Source organism: Citrobacter sp. wls613, from assembly GCF_005281195.1.
GTDB classification, from domain to species: Bacteria; Pseudomonadota; Gammaproteobacteria; order Enterobacterales; family Enterobacteriaceae; genus Citrobacter; species Citrobacter gillenii.
In genome coordinates, this window is sequence record NZ_SZXN01000065.1 from 1 (window position 1) to 16,067 (window position 16,067).

A 16,067-nucleotide genomic window follows, 5' to 3' on the forward strand; every position below is an offset into this window, starting at 1 on the left:
TACACTAAATCAGTAAGTTGGCAGCATCACCCGTGCCCGGTTATCAGCGTCGGACAGGGAAAGGAGGTGATTAAAAGTATTTTTAATGAACTGAGTATTATGCTGCCACGAAGCAAAAATAACCCGACCTCGACGGCTTACGCAGCTTTCGCCTATGCGTTAACCGTGCTGTATTATGAAAATTTCAAAAATGCGTACCGTTCGGAGCAGGGATATATTAAAAAAGATATCTTAATTAAAGATGTGCTGGTGTATTTAAATAACAACTTTCGGGAAAAAATTACACTTGAACAGTTGTCAAAAAAATTTCGCGCCAGCGTTAGTTACATTTGTCATGAATTTACTAAAGAGTATCGGATCTCACCGATTAATTATGTTATTCAGCGGCGAATGACGGAGGCTAAATTTTCTCTGACCAATACCGAATCATCACTGGCAGAAATTTCGTGGCGAGTGGGATATGAAAATGTCGATCACTTTGCCAAACTCTTTCAGCGCCACGTAGGCTGCTCGCCCAGCGAGTATCGCAAGCAATTTAAAAACAATCTGCTTGAGCAGGAATGCCTGATGCCGGAGATCTAATTAGCGGTTTTCTGCGTGCCCGGTAAGTTTGACGCCTACCGGGCCATTAACGCTTACTTGTTCTGGTAATCTTTCAGGATCTGACGGCCCGCAACGTAAATCATGATTTCATCCGTGCCGCCGCCAATGCGCTCACAGCGTACGTCGCGCCAGAAGCGGGACACGCGAGCCTCATCGGTATACCCCAGTCCTCCCATAATTTGAATCGCGTCGTCAATCACTTCCATCGCCGTACGCGCGCAGTACAGTTTTGCCAGCGCAGCGCTGGTCCTCAGTGATTGCTTCTGATCGGCCTGCCAGGCGACCTTCAACACCATATTGCGCATGTTTTCGATTTTAACCGCCATTAACGCCAGTTTTTCCTGGATCATCTGGTTGTGGCCGATCGGCTTGCCGAAGGCAATTCGTTGATTAGCATAACGCGCGGCATCTTCGAAGGCACACTCGGCAAAGCCGGTACTGCGTGCGGCGTTGATCAGCCGCTCCATTTCGAAGTTGTACATTACGTTGAGGAAGCCCATGCCTTCTTCACCAACCCTATCGCTTTCGTCAACTTCAACGTCGTCGAGGTAGACTTCGCAGGTGCTTAACATGTGCCAGCCGATCTTGTGCAACGGGTTCACCTTAATACCCGGTTTACTGGAATCGACCCACCACAGCGTAAAGGCTTTCTTCGGATCTTTTGGCTCCGGGTCGCGGGCCAGTACCAGCATGTACGGGTACTCTTTAGCACCGGTAATGAACGTTTTTTGCCCGTTGAGATACACTTTGCCGTTTTTTCGCGTGTAGCTGGTGGTGGCACTGTTGTTGTCAGATCCGGCACCCGGTTCGGTTAACGCCAGCGCATATGCGGGATCACCGGTTTCCATGGTGCTTTCCGCCGTTTTGCGTAACTGCTCGGCGGAACCAAAACGGAGCATGCTGTGAATACACTGCCCGTTAGTGATTAAAAATGCCGGAGCGCCGCATTTTGACACTTCCATCAGCGCCAGCATCTGGGTGACATAATCTGCCGGTATGCCGCCGAACTCTTCCGGCACGCCCAGCATCGAAATACCGTTATCCGCAAGGGCGCGCATAAACTCTTTTGGGTAGGTGGCGGTCTGATCGCAAGTGCGGAAATATTCTTCCGGAAAATGGCTGGTGATCAGTTCGCGAATGCTGGCAAGCAGCAGCTCTTGTTCTTCAGTTAACGAAAAGTCCATTAGGGTACTCCTTTTAATTGGCTGCGTCGGGCAAGACAAAACCCATGGGGGTATTGATAAATAATCTTTCGTCCATCAGTTTTAACTCAGGAGAAATAACCGGGGCGAAATCCATTTTGTCCAGAATATCGTCTTGCAAAGAAACACCAGGGGCAATTTCTACCAAATGGAGACCATCCTCTTTTAAGGTAAAGACGGCACGTTCGGTGATGTAACGCACCTCTAATCCGCGTTCGAGAGCAATTTTTCCACTGAAGGTTATTTCAGGTAATTCACTGACGAATTTTTTCACCCGACCTTCCTGGACAATATTCAGCTTGCCGTCGGCGACGTCTGTTTTCAGACTTCCGGCAGTGAGTGTGCCGCAGAAAATAATTTTCTTGGAAGTGGCGCTAATATCGATAAATCCACCGGTGCCCATAATCTTGCCATTGAATTTATGTACGCCGACGTTGCCGTGGCTGTCCACTTCAGCAAAACTCAAATAGCACACATCCAGACCGCCGCCGTGGTAGAAATCGAACTGGGTGGTCATATCCATAATGGCACGGGTGTTAACGTTGGCACCGAAGGCAATGCCTTGCGAGGTTATCCCTCCCACTGGGCCGGTTTCGACCGTCAGAATAAAGTCGTCGGCGCAGCCTTCTTCACGAGCAACCAGACCAATACCGTCAGCGATACCGACCCCAACGTTACCCACCGCGCCTTTGCGCATTTCGAACAGGGCGCGCCTGGCCACCAGTTTGCGCTGGTTGAGTGGCAGGGCGATTTGCTGGCTGTCATCAAGGACAAAGTCGCCGGAAATAAAACGGTTAACCGGCGCCCCGCCGTACAGTTGGGTCTGATCAGGGTCAACTACCACGATGTCCACCAGATAGCCCGGGATCCGCACCGCTTTGGGGTGTAAGGTGGCTTTCTTGACCATTTTTTGTACCTGCATCATGACGATGCCGCCGTGGTTATGCACGGCCTGGGCAATCACCAGCGCATCGAGGTACATCACCTCATCCTCAAAAGTGGCGTAGCCTTCGCTGTCACAGGTGGTAGCGCGAATGAAGGCGATGGTGGGCGCGATGGCCTTGTAGTAGAGGTACTCCTTGTTGTCTATCTCCACCAGTTTGATCAGATCGTCGGTGGTTACGTCATTGAGCTTGCCGCCCTGCTGGCGGGGGTCAACAAACGTGCCGATCCCAATATCACTCAGAATACCCGGCTGGTGGGCTGCGGCTGCACGCAGCGTTTGCGTCAATACGCCCTGAGGATAGTTATAGGCGGCGATTTTATTTTGTTCAGCTAAATCGGAAATGCGCGGTGATTGCCCCCAATGTCCGCATAGCGCCCATTTGACCAATCCTTCTTGTGCCAACGGGCTAATACCCCGGTCGGCGCGATCGCCCAATCCCGTCGGACTAATTAGCGATAAATTACGCGGAGTTTGGCAGGTTTTATATTTTTCGGCCAGTGCGCTAATTAATGTGGTGGCCTCCAGAATACCGCCGCCGGCGCCTAATACGCAGAGCGTGGCTTCATCAGGAATATAATCAACTGCATCCGCTGCCGATAATACCGGCACCCGACCGTTAATACGTTCAGGTCTGTTAAGTTTCATATAAACTCCAGGTTACAGGCGTGAGGCTGCCTATCGTTTTATTCGATAAAAGAAATTTATTTATTTTAAAAATAACTAACCGTCTGCCCGATATTCAAAATAATATGAATAACAGGGCAGGGGGGTATTTAAAACAGTACAGAAATATTCTGTTATTAAGCCTGATGTAAAATGGTCAGTACGCTGCGCAAATCGGAAACCGAGATCTGCCCGGGCGCTGAGGCTTTTTTCACCGCACCAAAGGTCGCCGCAGAACCAAAAACTTCACCCGCCAGTCGCGAAATTACGCCGGTTTTGGCCATCGACATAGTAATGATTGGGCGGTCGGCGTAGTGCTCCTGCATCTCAAGCGTAGCGCTAAGCAGCGTCAGGACATCCGTCTTGTTTTGTGGCATCAGCGCAATTTTCGGGATATCTGCGCCCAGTTCCTGCATTTTACGCAGCCGCTGGATAATCTCTTCTGCAGCCGGTGTTTTGTGGAAATCATGATTCGACATAATCACCAAGACCTGCTTCGCGTGCGCATGCTCGACGGTGGCTTTGACCTGTTCATCGCCGGTGAACAGCTCCAGATCGATCATATCCACCAGCCCGCTATCCACCGCCGCACGGTTAAGCGCAATATAGTCTGCAACAGACAGCGCCTGTTCACCGCCTTCTTTGGCGCTGCGGAAGGTGAAAAGTAGCGGCTTATCGCTCATCACGTCGCGGATCGTGCGGGCTGCTTCCAGCACCGCGTCAATGGAAGAGACATCGGCAAAATGGTCAACACGCCATTCCAGGATGTCGAAGTCCGCGTCGCGGTAGGCCAGCGCTTCGGTTTTTACCGTGGCGATGTCTTTACCCATTAACGAAACAATGATCTTCGGCGCACCCTCGCCAATCACGAGGTTTCTTACGGTTACGGTTTTCATTGATTACCCTTTAAAAATTCACAGATTGTTGCCCGTCAGGCGGCAAACCCCATAACCTGCTTAACGTATTCCAGCGGAAAATCTTTCCCGGTCCACAATTTGAACTGCTCAGCACCTTGCCATAACAACATGCCGTAACCATCAATGGTTTTGCAACCGGCACGCTGCGCCTGCTGCAGTAACTTGGTCATATGCGGATTGTAGACGCATTCGGTTACCAGCAGATCCGGGCGTAGGAGCGATTCATCGCTAACAATGGATTCGTTTTCCAGTGGTTTCATGCCGACTTTTGTGCCGTTGGTCAAAATGTCTGCACTGGCCAGAGCCTCGGCGAACGCCTGTTGGTCGGCCAGAACGATAACGGTCACCACACAGTCGGTGTTTTCATTCACGCGTTTGGCGAACTCAAGCGCCTTGCTAAAGAAATCATCCTGACGGTTAAACAGTTTAATCTCTTTAATGCCCTCAATGGCGGCCTGTGCGCCGATCGCGGTCGATGCACCGCCCGCGCCCAACAGTACCATGGTTTTGCCTTTTATATCGAAGCCGCTTTCCTTAATGGCGCGAATATGGCCGGTGCCGTCGGTGTTGTAGCCACGAAGATAGCCATTGTCATTGACGATGGTATTGATGGCACCGACCAGTTTAGCGGCTGGGGTTAATTCATCGACATATTCGCACGCCAGCTGTTTATTGGGCATCGAGACGCCGGTACCGCGCATCTTTAACGCTTTCAACCCTTCAATGGCACCCGCAAAGGTTGTGTTATCGACTTCAAATGCCATATAGGTAAACGGCAGTCCGGCTTTTTCCAGCGCCTTATTTTGCATTTCTGGCGACAGGCTGTGTCTGATGGGGTAGGCCATCAGGCCAATCAGTTCATATTTTGCAGTAACATCCATTTTTAACTCCTTGTGAACTCTTTATTGAAAATAACGTTCGCCCAACCGCACATCGTTTTTGGGTATATCAAATACGCGGTAGTAACGGATAAAGACGATAATGGCCGTGATAAATGCCAGCAGGGCAAAGACCAGATCGAGCAAAATAATGTATTGCAGGCCGATGTTAGACAGGTATCCGGTGATCAGCGGGATAATGAAGTTAGCAACGCCGCCCATCATCATATAAACGCTGGTGACTTTGGCTTTGCTCTTCGGGAAGAACTCCGACATCACCGAGACGCCCAGTTGTAAAATACCGCCAGCGGCAGAGAACCCGATGAGAAATGAGCCTGCGTTACAAACCAGCGGCGAGGGGTACAAATAGATAACCGCTGCTGTAATCGTTGCCAGCCCGGCGTTAAAGACGTTGGCCCAGATCGGACGGACTAATTTCTTCAGCAGTGCAGCAAAAATAAACACGCAGACCAGGGAACCCATACTGTAGTAAGAGATGGTTTTCAGCGCGTCGGCTTCGGCCATCCCGGCAAAAGCCATGGCGTATTTCGGCATCCACACCACAATGACGTAAAAGGTTGAAAATGCGGCCACGCCGAACATCACTGATGCCACACCTTCCAGCCACACCAGCGGCTTACTGTTCATCTGCGGCAGATCTTTCGCCACGCCTGCGTCCACCACTTGGCTGGGGAAGCGACTCTTGAGCAGCATTAAGGTAATCACCACGAACAGGATGCCCGGGACAATGACGGCATAGCCGTACCAGATATGATTCAATAACATGGTGCTGACAACGAGCGGGTAGATCATCTGCCCAAAAGACACCATCGCCTTCACCAGAATAACCGCCGAACCGGACGCTTTGGGGAAGCACTCCATTAACGCCGGATAGCCACCGGTATCCAGCGCGGAGTTGGCGACGCCCACACAAACCGCCAGAATAAAAGCAATCATCAGATTTGGGCTGGCGGGAATACCGAAGAAGAACAGCATATAAAGAATGACGCCTAACAGGATAATGGCCCGACGACCAAATTTATCGGAGAGTACGCCAAAGAATAAAATACTGACCAGACGGCCCAATCCGATATCGGAAATTAAATAGGCAATCCCCGCATTGTCGGTGGAAAACTTCTCTGCCAGGGAAGTCATGTTTTGTGCCAGCGTAATGACACTAATGCCATGCAGGAAATAACTGAGATAAATACAGGTTATTGCCAGAAGAAATGGCGTATTAAAAGCCTTGCTCTGAGACATTTCGCATAACTCCTTGCAGGTTTTAATAGGGTTCGTTTTCATCGTAATAATATTGATTGCGATGATGATGTCATTACTATACCGAGTGACGGATGCTGTACCTACATAGCATGACGCTTAAGTGACCAGGTATATTGCATAGCAAAGTGTGAAATTAATTCTTCCTGTTGCCGTTTTGCTGTTGTTTTAAATAGTCCGCAAATTATTTTGCAGACGGGGGGAACAATATTGCATCCGTGCTATTCGGCGAGTGGCGCCATTTTTAATGGATACTTTGTCGCCATGCGGCTGCGATAACCAATGAACAGTGCCAGCAAGAAGCCGATGGCAGCCATGCCGGTATCAAACCACATGATATGGGCAATGCTGGATTGTGAGAGTTTTGCCGTAATCAAGGGAATGGTGAAAGTGGCAATACTGCCCGCACTGTAATAGATCCCGGTGGCTTTACCCTTGGCATGCGGGAAGCGCGCCGCCATCAGCGTTAGCCCGATTTGCACCACGCCGCCAGCAGATGAAAAACCGATGACAAAAGCAAACGCGATCACCACCGTTGGTGTAGGGTGCAGGCAGACCGCCAGCAGAGCAATAAACGAGATGAAGGTGTAAAGCATTAACAGCGTCGGTGCGCGTTCGGCCTTCCTCGCCAGCGGGGCGGTGATCAGCACGCACAGTAGCGAACCGCACGTGTAAACGCTCAACAGCTTGATGGATAACGTATAGGACATGCCAGCGACAAACTGACCGTACTGAGCCAGCCACTGGCTCACCAGGTAAAAGGTGGCCATTGAGATGTAGCCGTACAGGGTGTAGCTGCCAAGATCGATCAGGGAACAACGATGCGTAGCCATCGTTGTTTCGGGTGCTTCCTTGACGGTGGGTTGGCGTCCCGGATGCGCAGGAAATCGGCAGCGAAATAAAAATATGCCGTTGGAAATCATGATGCCTGCCGCCAGCAGGAAGGACCAGCCAAACCAACATTCACCCCACACCAACAGACTGATGAACATCGGCAACAGGAACTGGCCGCTGGAGACAAAGGCTTTAATCAGAATATTCGCGGTGCTGGGTGTGCGGGGAAATGCCTCCATCAGGCTGGGGTATGTTCCCGCATCGAGAAAACTGTTCGCCATCCCGGCTAAAAAACCAAACGCGTAGGCAATGTAAATATTGTGCGTATTGATAATACCCACGAAGAAACAGAGATAGCAGGTCATGCCGAGCAGGATAAACGGCCTGCGCCCATAGCGATCGGAGAGTAAACCCGCCAGTAATAAGACGCTTAATCGACCAATGCCGAGAGAAGAAATAACAATCGACACGCCTGCCGCATTGGTTTGCCACTGTTGTTCCAGTGAGGACATATTGAGGCTCATCAAAATGACCCCCATACCATGTACCAGATAATTAAGGTACAGCCCTATCGCAGTGGAGAAATAGGTATTTTTCATAATGTGTTACTCAGCGAAGAGGCTAAAGGGTGTGGCGTCGCGGTTTCTTAGCATAAACGCTCGAGATCGTGAGCATAGAGTTCAACAGCCGTCGATTGATAAATTTTCCAGTCGAGGAAATTATCGTTGTGATACACCGCCTGAAAAGACATCAGGTCGGGGAAAAAACGCATCGTATTATTACCAATACGATTGTTGATTTTTTCGATGATGGCATTAATTCGCAATTTGCGCTTTGCTTTCATTTCTGCACAGCGCTGCACAATGATCTCTGGTATATCACGATCACCATTTTCCCATTGTTGCCAGGCGGTAACATTGCCATCACCTGCAATATAAATCGCACTTTCTTCAATCGATAGCGCAAAAAGGTGGCGGAATGCCTGCAATTCGAATGCATTCATCATATCATCACTTAATAAAAACGGTGGAGTAGTAATAACATTACTGTGGATATTTCAACTTGAAGAGAGTCACACTATCTTGTGCAATATTATTTGTTATTGATCTGTAAATACGATGGGGATTGGCCTTTCAGGTCGCGAGTAAATCACCCCTTGCGGCCGATCACATTAACTAAATAACATAATTCCACTGGCTATTTCCGCAATTGTTCACATTGTCGCGCCTCTCGATACTTGTCAGAGCAATGGTTGATGGAGAGAGGGGAGTTACAATGATGAGTATTTACAAGGATGCAAAACGGTCGGTGCACGAACGCGTGGCTGATTTGCTGGCGCGCATGACACCTGAAGAGAAGTTCGCGCAAATGCATGCTTACTGGTTGGTGCTATCTGAAAAGGGCGACCACCGGGAACGCAGCGACATGAGTGACGAGTTTGCCGGTGTGAGCGGTCAGGCGGCACTCACCGAGCGACTGAGAATGGGTGTTGGACAGATTACGCGCCCGCTGGGTACCCATATCGTTGAGGCAAAAACGGGCGTGCGGGCGGCGAATCGTTTACAAAAGATGTTAGTGGAAGAGACGCGACTGGGCATTCCCGCGCTGTTTCATGAGGAGTGCCTGGTGGGGTTGTTATGTAAAGATGCCACCCTGTTTCCCTCGTCGCTGAACTACGGTTCAACCTGGGATCCTGAACTGGTCAAGCGTGCCGCCAGGCAGATTGGCCTGGAGGCGCGTTCAACCGGATGCCGCCAGGGGCTGGCACCGGTGCTGGATGTCTCACGCGATGTCCGCTGGGGTAGGACGGAAGAAACCTTTGGTGAAGATCCATGGCTAGTGGGGGTAATGGCCTGTGCCTATGTGCAGGACTTACAGGGCGAAAAACGCGATGTGCTAGCGACGCTGAAGCATTATGTCGGGCATTCGTTCAGCGAAGGTGCGCGCAACCATGCGCCCGTGCATCTGGGATTCTGTGAGCTTAACGATACCTTCCTGCTGCCGTTCGAGATGGCGGTTAAATTGGCCAATGCCGGATCGGTAATGCCTGCCTATCATGATATTGATAACCAGCCGGGGCACAGTGACAATTATCTGTTAACCACCGTTTTGCGCGAGCAATGGGGATTTGATGGGATTATTGTGGCGGATTACGGTGGTGTGAGTTTGCTGCATCAGCATCATGGCGTGTCGCATGATGCTGCGCAATCTGCAGCGCTGGCCTTTAATGCCGGGTTGGACGTTGAGTTGCCGAAAGACGACTGCGCCCACCATTTAGCTACGGCGGTTGAGCGTCGACTGATAACCATGACCAAAGTCGATGAGATTGTCTCCCGCATCCTGACGGAGAAATTCCGTCTTGGCCTGTTCGAACAGCCGTATACCGATGTGTCCGCGATTGACCTACAGTCCGATGAGGCACGCAAGGCAGCGCGTGATGTTGCCACGTGCTCGATAACGCTACTGGAAAATAACGGTATTTTGCCGCTGCAGGGCAGACCGCGCGTTGCGGTGATCGGCCCCACAGCGGACGATCCGCTGGCGCTGCTCAGTGGTTACAGCTTCCCGGTGCATCTGATCATCAGCGATATGGCCGACAGCGCCGTGCAGGTGACGACCCCGCTGTCCGCGCTGCGCCACTATTTGGGCGATGACCATATCGACTATGCGAAGGGCTGTCATATCATAGAGAAACGGTTGGCGGGCGCACCGGTGTTTCCCGGTGACAGCAGTGGCAAACCGATGCAGTCCTCCCCGGTTTCCACTGACCAACGTTTGATTCCTGAAGCGGTTGCCGTCGCCCGTCGCAACGATGTGGTGGTGGTCTGTGTCGGCGATCTGGCCGGACTTTTCCAGTGCGGCACGGTGGGAGAAGGATCGGATACCGACAGCCTCACTCTGCCGGGCGTGCAGCAACAACTACTGGAGGCTCTGGTGGCGACGGGTAAACCGGTGGTGGTGGTGATGACAGGCGGCAGGCCATACAACCTGCAGGGGCTGGAGGACAATGTCGCCGGGCTGTTAATGGCCTGGGCACCAGGTCAGGAAGGAGGCTGGGCTATTGCCGATGTGCTGACCGGACGGGCTGAGCCGCTGGGCAGGCTGGTGGTTAGCGTGCCGAAAAGCGCAGGTGCTATGCCCTATTACTACAATCACAAACTGAAAAGCGGCGGAACGCCGTTTGCGTTCCACTTTGGATCTCGCTATCCCTTCGGCTACGGCAAAGGCTGGACCGAGTTTGCCTGTGAGGAGGTAGCACCGCTGGCGAAGGATGTCCCGGTGGAAGGCGAGATTGCTTTGCAGGTAAGGTTAAGTAACCGTGGCGAGCGCAGGGGAAGTGAAGTGGTGCAGGTGTATGTCCACGATAAAGTGGCTTCGATGGTACGCCCCGTTAAAGAGCTGAAAGCGTTTCTGCGCCTCACGCTGGAGCCCGGTGCACGCGCGACGCTGACCTTTTATGTGCCGGTGGATATGCTTAACTTCACCCGCCGGGATGGCAAACGGGTGGTTGAACCTGGCGAGTTCGACCTGATGGTCGGGAATTCATCTGCGAACATCTGGGCGAGCACGACGGTCAATGTGGTTGGTACGCTACAGATTATGCCGAAGAATTGGCAGATGATGAGCCGCTGCGTGGTGAGCTGCGAGTAAATGTTAAAAAAAAGCCCATCGTGGGAGATGGGCAAAGACTACACACAGCAATTCGTTGTTTCACTCAGGGGATTTCCATGCTTATAAATCAATGTGTTGATCTAAAGCCTTGAGACAATAGTAGGCATGTCGATTTTTCACGTCGATCAGATTCATCTCAATAGTTTAAAAACTGTAAAGAAATTGCGACACAAATGAAGGTTTTAAGGCAGGAGGCGTGGGATTGGGGCAATGAGTGCTGAAGCATCAATAAGCAGCGTTAAACAATCAGGCGGCGATGCCGCCTGATGTCAGGGTTATTTGTTGTTTTCGATTTCAGCGATTTCTTCGAGGATTTCGTCCGGATCGTTACCTGGCGCCGGGGCTTCGTTCACCCAAGCGGAGAACAGACGCCAGGATACCGCCAGGACCACTGGGCCGATAAACAAGCCAATCATGCCGAAGGCAATTAACCCGCCGATGACACCCGACAGGATGAGGATCAGCGGTAAATCGGCGCCCATACGAATCAGCATCGGGCGGATTACGTTATCCAGCGTGCCGACCACGGCACTCCAGACCAGCAGCACCGTGCCCCAGGTGGAGTCCCCCGTCCAGTACAGCCAGATAATGGCCGGGATCAGCACCGGTAGAGGACCCAACTGCACCAGGCAGGACAGGATCATCAACACCGCCAGCAGCGTGGCGTACGGCACACCCGTTACCGCCAGACCAATACCCCCGAGGACGGCCTGTACAAGTGCGGTGACGACCACACCCAATGCCACCGCGCGGATCGCTTGTGCCGCCAGCAAAATAGCAGCATCACCACGCTTAGAAGCCAGGCGACAGGCGAAGTGCCGAATCCCTAATGCCACCTGCTCGCCGCGCCAGTAGAGCAGGGCGCTGAACAGCAGCATCAGGCCACAGTGCATCATAAAGCGACCAATGTGCGCGGCCTGACCAACAAACCAGGTCGTTGTGGAACCGATATAAGGACGCACTTTGGCCATAATTGCCGCGCCGCCCATATCCAGCAGGCTGTGCCATGCGCCATAAATTTTGGCGCCCACTAATGGAATACTGTTCAGCCACTCCAGGTCCGGCAACGTCATATCGCCCGCGGTTACGGCATGGATCAACGGTCCGCTGCCATCAACAATACTGTTGACCAATAGCGCGATGGGAATGATAAACAAAAGGACCAGCAGCAGGGTCATTACCAGCACGGCCAGAGAACGGCGTCCCCATAACAATTTCTGTATGCGTAGCAAGATAGGCCAGGTCGCAATGACCACGGTTCCAGCCCACGCAAAACCAAGGATAAAGGGCTGCACTATCCACAAACAGGCCACAATCAGGATGGCTAAAAACAGCACCGAGAGCAGCACTTGTGCGATATCCCTGGGCTGACGGAAATTTACCATAAATACTTTTTCACCTTTTCTGTACGTCAGGACGTTGACGCGACGTGAACGCTATAACCCCACCCTATAATGATGAGCAATTTCAGCGGTTTTTAACAGGTAGATTCTGCCTTTAAATCTGCCGGGCGTATTAGAAAAAAATGTGATACAACAAACAAAGCAACACGCAAACGATTAAATTCACAACACAGACCGCAGGAAAGGGTCACTATAATGATTCCACAAATTTCTCAGGCACCTGGTGTCGTTCAACTGGTGCTTAATTTTTTGCAGGCGCTGGAGCAGCAAGGGTTTACGGGCGACACGGCAACGAGCTATGCCGATCGCCTGACAATGTCGACAGATAACAGCATTTATCAGCTTCTTCCTGATGCCGTGGTTTTTCCCCGTTCAACGGCGGATGTGGCGCTGATCGCCCGTCTGGCGGCAGAACCTCTCTTTTCCTCGTTGATTTTTACCCCGCGCGGCGGCGGCACGGGTACCAATGGTCAGGCGCTGAATCAGGGCATTATCGTGGATATGTCCCGTTATATGAGCCGCATTATTGAAATCAATCCGCAGGAGGGTTGGGTACGGGTCGAGGCCGGGGTGATCAAAGACCAGCTTAACCAGTATCTAAAGCCGTACGGCTATTTCTTCGCACCAGAATTGTCGACCAGTAACCGGGCAACGCTTGGCGGGATGATCAACACCGATGCGTCCGGACAGGGCTCGCTGGTATACGGTAAAACCTCCGACCACGTACTGGGCGTACGTGCGGTACTGATGGGCGGCGATATCCTTGATACGCAGCCGATGCCGGTGGAACTGGCTGAAATGCTCGGTAACACCAATACCACCATCGGGCGCATCTATAAGACCGTTTACCAGCGCTGCCGCGAAAATCGTCAGCTGATCGTGGATAAGTTTCCGAAGCTGAATCGGTTTTTAACCGGCTACGATCTGCGGCACGTCTTTAACGATGAGATGACCGAGTTTGATTTAACCCGCATCCTCACCGGTTCCGAGGGCACGCTGGCATTTATTACCGAGGCTCGCCTCGATATCACGCCATTGCCGAAAGTGCGGCGGCTGGTCAACGTCAAATATGACTCATTTGATTCCGCTTTGCGCAATGCCCCGGTAATGGTTGACGCGCGCGCGCTGTCGGTAGAAACCGTGGACTCCAGGGTGCTGAATCTGGCACGCGAAGACATTGTCTGGCATTCGGTTAGCGAACTGATTACCGATGTACCGAATAAAGAGATGTTGGGACTGAATATCGTCGAGTTTGCCGGTGACGACGAAGCATTGATTGATGAGCAGGTCAGCGCGTTGTGTGAACGCCTGGACGGTTTAATTGCCCGTCAGGAAGCTGGCGTTATTGGCTGGCAGCTGTGTACTGAGCTGGCGGGCGTGGAGCGTATCTACGCGATGCGCAAAAAAGCCGTCGGTCTGCTGGGTAATACAAAAGGGGCCGCCAAGCCGATTCCGTTCGCGGAGGATACCTGCGTACCGCCTGAGCATCTGGCGGATTATATCGCGGAGTTCCGCGCGCTGCTTGACGGCCACGGCCTGAGCTATGGCATGTTTGGTCACGTGGATGCCGGGGTGTTACACGTCAGGCCTGCGCTGGACATGTGCGATCCGCAGCAGGAAGTGCTGATGAAACGCATTTCTGATGACGTGGTGGCATTGACGGCAAAATACGGCGGCCTGCTGTGGGGCGAACACGGCAAAGGATTCCGCGCGGAGTACAGTCCGGCTTTCTTTGGCGATGAATTGTACAGTGAACTGCGCAAGGTGAAGTCGGCGTTTGATCCGCAAAACCGACTGAATCCTGGCAAAATATGCCCACCGGAAGGCGTCGATGCGCCGATGATGAAGGTCGATGCGGTTAAACGCGGTACCTACGATCGCCAGATCCCACTGGCCGTAAGGCAGGAGTGGCGTGGGGCGCTGGAGTGTAACGGCAACGGGTTATGTTTTAACTTCGATGCCAACAGCCCCATGTGCCCGTCGATGAAAATCAGCATGAACCGAATTCACTCCCCCAAAGGACGCGCAACGCTGGTACGGGAATGGTTACGCCTGCTGGCTGACCGCGGCATTGATCCGGTTCGTCTGGAAAAAGAGTTACCGGAAAAAGGTGCCAGCTTGCGCACGTTAATTGCCCGCACGCGTAACAGCTGGCATGCGCGCAAGGGGGAGTACGATTTCTCGCACGAAGTCAAAGAGGCGATGTCCGGCTGTCTGGCGTGTAAAGCGTGTTCCACGCAGTGCCCGATCAAAATTGACGTCCCGGAGTTCCGCTCTCGCTTCCTGCAACTGTACCACACGCGTTATTTACGCCCGCTGCGCGATCACATGGTGGCAACCGTCGAAAGCTATGCGCCGCTAATGGCGCGTGCGCCAAAAACATTCAACTTCTTCATTAACCAGCCGCTGGTGCGTACGCTGGCCAAAAAGCATATTGGCATGGTGGATTTGCCGCTACTGTCCGCGCCGTCGTTACAACGTCAGCTGGTCGGGCACCGCTCCGCCAATATGACGCTGGAACAGCTCGAGCTATTGAGTCAGGAACAGAAAGCCCGCACTGTGCTGGTGGTCCAGGATCCGTTCACCAGCTATTACGATGCGCAGGTGGTAGCTGATTTTATCCGCCTGGTGGAAAAACTCGGTTTACAGCCGGTCCTGCTACCGTTCTCGCCTAATGGCAAGGCGCAGCACATTAAGGGCTTCTTAAACCGTTTTGCCAAAACGGCGAAAAAGACCTCTGAATTTCTCAATCGGGTGGCGACGTTGAACATCCCAATGGTCGGCGTCGATCCGGCGCTGGTATTGTGCTATCGCGATGAATACAAGCTGGCGCTTGGCGATCAGCGTGGAGACTTCCATGTACTGTTGGTGAACGAGTGGCTGTCAACTGTCCTGGCCTCTCAGCAGCCTGCCGCTGTTGCGGGTGAGCCGTGGTATTTCTTTGGACACTGCACCGAAGTAACGGCCCTGCCGGGTGCGCCAGCGCAGTGGGCGGCCATTTTTGCCAAATTTGGCGCGCAGCTGGAAAACGTCAGTGTCGGGTGCTGCGGCATGGCGGGCACGTACGGTCATGAAGTGAAGAATCACCAGAACTCGCTGGGCATCTATGAGCTATCATGGCATCAGGCGATGCAGAGACTACCGCGCAATCGCTGTCTGGCTGCGGGATATTCTTGTCGCAGCCAGGTGAAACGCATGGAAGGCACGGGCGTTCGCCACCCATTACAGGCACTGCTGGAGATTATTGGATGATCTGGAAACGTGAAGTTTCACTCGAGGCGCTCAATGCCATGGGTGAGGGAAATATGGTTGGTCTGCTTGATATTCGGTTTGAGCACATTGGTGACGATACGCTGGAAGCCACAATGCCGGTGGATCACCGGACCAAACAGCCTTTTGGCCTGTTACACGGTGGCGCGTCGGTGGTGCTGGCCGAAAGCATTGGCTCGGTGGCCGGGTATTTATGCACTCAAGGTGATCAAAAAGTGGTGGGTCTTGAGGTCAATGCCAACCATATCCGCTCCGCGCGGGAAGGGCGAGTGAGAGGGGTGTGCAGCGCGCTGCATACCGGTTCTCGTCATCAGGTCTGGCAAATCGAAATCTTCGATGAGCAGGGACGGTTGTGTTGCACATCGCGTCTGACGACCGCTATTTTGTGACGCATGTTGCGT

The 16,067-nt window shown here is 52.4% G+C and carries 12 protein-coding genes and 1 other RNA gene; 4 read left to right on the plus strand and 9 right to left on the minus strand.

Annotated elements, in window-relative coordinates; translation table 11 throughout:
- The coding region (locus tag FDX01_RS14830; protein ID WP_137400035.1) for an AraC family transcriptional regulator at nucleotides 1-582 on the plus strand (582 nt) is incomplete at its 5' end.
- Nucleotides 583-635: 53 nt separating this feature from the next.
- Here the strand turns inward: FDX01_RS14830 and FDX01_RS14835 are convergent.
- The 7 genes from FDX01_RS14835 to FDX01_RS14865 all read right to left on the minus strand — a co-directional run bounded on the left by FDX01_RS14835 (nucleotide 636) and on the right by FDX01_RS14865 (nucleotide 8,324).
- The gene (locus tag FDX01_RS14835; RefSeq protein ID WP_115258643.1) at nucleotides 636-1,787 is read right to left on the minus strand and encodes an acyl-CoA dehydrogenase; all 1,152 of its coding nucleotides are present in this window, start codon (nucleotides 1,785-1,787) and stop codon (nucleotides 636-638) included.
- Between the two features lie 13 nt (nucleotides 1,788-1,800).
- Nucleotides 1,801-3,396, minus strand: a complete 1,596-nt coding sequence (locus FDX01_RS14840) for an acyl CoA:acetate/3-ketoacid CoA transferase (RefSeq protein ID WP_137400036.1) — start codon at nucleotides 3,394-3,396, stop codon at nucleotides 1,801-1,803.
- Between the two features lie 155 nt (nucleotides 3,397-3,551).
- Nucleotides 3,552-4,310 (minus strand): type I 3-dehydroquinate dehydratase, encoded by a 759-nt coding sequence (aroD, locus tag FDX01_RS14845; protein WP_096757228.1) that lies wholly within the window; start codon nucleotides 4,308-4,310, stop codon nucleotides 3,552-3,554.
- Nucleotides 4,311-4,345: 35 nt separating this feature from the next.
- Nucleotides 4,346-5,212, minus strand: a complete 867-nt coding sequence (ydiB, locus tag FDX01_RS14850; protein ID WP_137400037.1) for a quinate/shikimate dehydrogenase — start codon at nucleotides 5,210-5,212, stop codon at nucleotides 4,346-4,348.
- A 21-nt stretch (nucleotides 5,213-5,233) separates the two neighbouring features.
- Entirely contained in the window at nucleotides 5,234-6,469 is a 1,236-nt protein-coding gene (locus FDX01_RS14855; protein ID WP_137400038.1) for an MFS transporter, read from the minus strand.
- A gap of 239 nt (nucleotides 6,470-6,708) precedes the next feature.
- Nucleotides 6,709-7,920, minus strand: coding sequence for an MFS transporter (locus tag FDX01_RS14860; RefSeq protein WP_137400039.1), 1,212 nt, complete (start codon nucleotides 7,918-7,920; stop codon nucleotides 6,709-6,711).
- A 47-nt stretch (nucleotides 7,921-7,967) separates the two neighbouring features.
- Nucleotides 7,968-8,324 carry a YdiL family protein gene (locus FDX01_RS14865; RefSeq protein ID WP_137400159.1) on the minus strand — a complete coding sequence of 119 codons (357 nt, stop codon included), beginning with the start codon at nucleotides 8,322-8,324 and terminating at the stop codon, nucleotides 7,968-7,970.
- A gap of 272 nt (nucleotides 8,325-8,596) precedes the next feature.
- On the opposite strand from FDX01_RS14865, the gene FDX01_RS14870 reads away from it, so the two are divergent.
- Nucleotides 8,597-10,972, plus strand: coding sequence for a glycoside hydrolase family 3 N-terminal domain-containing protein (locus FDX01_RS14870; RefSeq protein WP_137400040.1), 2,376 nt, complete (start codon nucleotides 8,597-8,599; stop codon nucleotides 10,970-10,972).
- A gap of 3 nt (nucleotides 10,973-10,975) precedes the next feature.
- Here the strand turns inward: FDX01_RS14870 and rprA are convergent.
- Nucleotides 10,976-11,083, minus strand: an RNA gene (rprA, locus tag FDX01_RS14875) — antisense sRNA RprA.
- A gap of 185 nt (nucleotides 11,084-11,268) precedes the next feature.
- On the minus strand, nucleotides 11,269-12,378 hold the full coding sequence (gene ydiK / locus FDX01_RS14880; RefSeq protein ID WP_115258636.1) for an AI-2E family transporter YdiK: 1,110 nt from the start codon (nucleotides 12,376-12,378) through the stop codon (nucleotides 11,269-11,271).
- A 213-nt stretch (nucleotides 12,379-12,591) separates the two neighbouring features.
- Here ydiK and FDX01_RS14885 point away from each other — a divergent pair, with 213 nt between their 5' ends.
- Together FDX01_RS14885 and menI are read left to right on the plus strand one after the other, a co-directional pair.
- Nucleotides 12,592-15,648, plus strand: coding sequence for an FAD-binding and (Fe-S)-binding domain-containing protein (locus tag FDX01_RS14885; protein WP_137400041.1), 3,057 nt, complete (start codon nucleotides 12,592-12,594; stop codon nucleotides 15,646-15,648).
- Nucleotides 15,645-16,055, plus strand: coding sequence for a 1,4-dihydroxy-2-naphthoyl-CoA hydrolase (gene menI, locus FDX01_RS14890; protein ID WP_096757221.1), 411 nt, complete (start codon nucleotides 15,645-15,647; stop codon nucleotides 16,053-16,055). Before FDX01_RS14885 ends, menI begins: the two co-directional genes overlap by 4 nt.
- Nucleotides 16,056-16,067 lie beyond the last annotated feature (12 nt).